The following is a 487-nucleotide window of genomic DNA, read 5'->3' as shown; positions in this document are numbered from 1 at the left end:
CGGTCTCAACCATGATGCTGACGAACCAGCGGTCTCAACGCGGCTGACCGTGACGCGCTTGAGCTTGCCAGTGAACCGCACCGCTTCTCGCATTCGCACCCAGCCTATGACCGGCAGCTTGATCCGCTGCCCATCGACCCGGAAGGTGCCGGCTTCGTTGGCGGCGCAGAAGCTGTCGCGGCCACCCTTCTTCTTGAACCGCCGATAGCGCCCGCGCCCCTCAAAGAAGGAGCCAAACGCCGCGCCAAGGTCGATGATCGCTTCCTGAACCGCGCATTTGGTCACGTCGAACATCCACGGGAACTGCTCGCGCTTGAGGCTGTTCAACTGGCGGCGCAAGCGCGTATCGGACGGCTGCGGCAGCACCGGATCATCGGCCCTTGCCGCATACTGGCGTTGCCATTGCGCCAGCGCCCAGTTCCACGCAAACCGCGCCGTCCCCGAAGCGCGGGCAAAATAGGTCCCCTGCTTGTCGGTCGGGTCCAGC

General features: G+C 64.7%; 1 protein-coding gene. It reads right to left on the bottom strand.

Features of this window, described 5'->3' with window-relative positions; genetic code table 11:
• On the bottom strand, window positions 1–487 hold a 487-nt coding region (locus tag PY650_RS36730; RefSeq protein ID WP_285885020.1), incomplete at both ends, for an RNA-guided endonuclease InsQ/TnpB family protein.

The organism is Martinezella calliandrae (assembly GCF_030272695.1).
Lineage (GTDB): Bacteria > Pseudomonadota > Alphaproteobacteria > Rhizobiales > Rhizobiaceae > Rhizobium > Rhizobium calliandrae.
The sequence above is the reverse complement of the archived record's forward strand: the minus strand, read 5'-3'. Positions and strand labels throughout refer to the sequence as shown.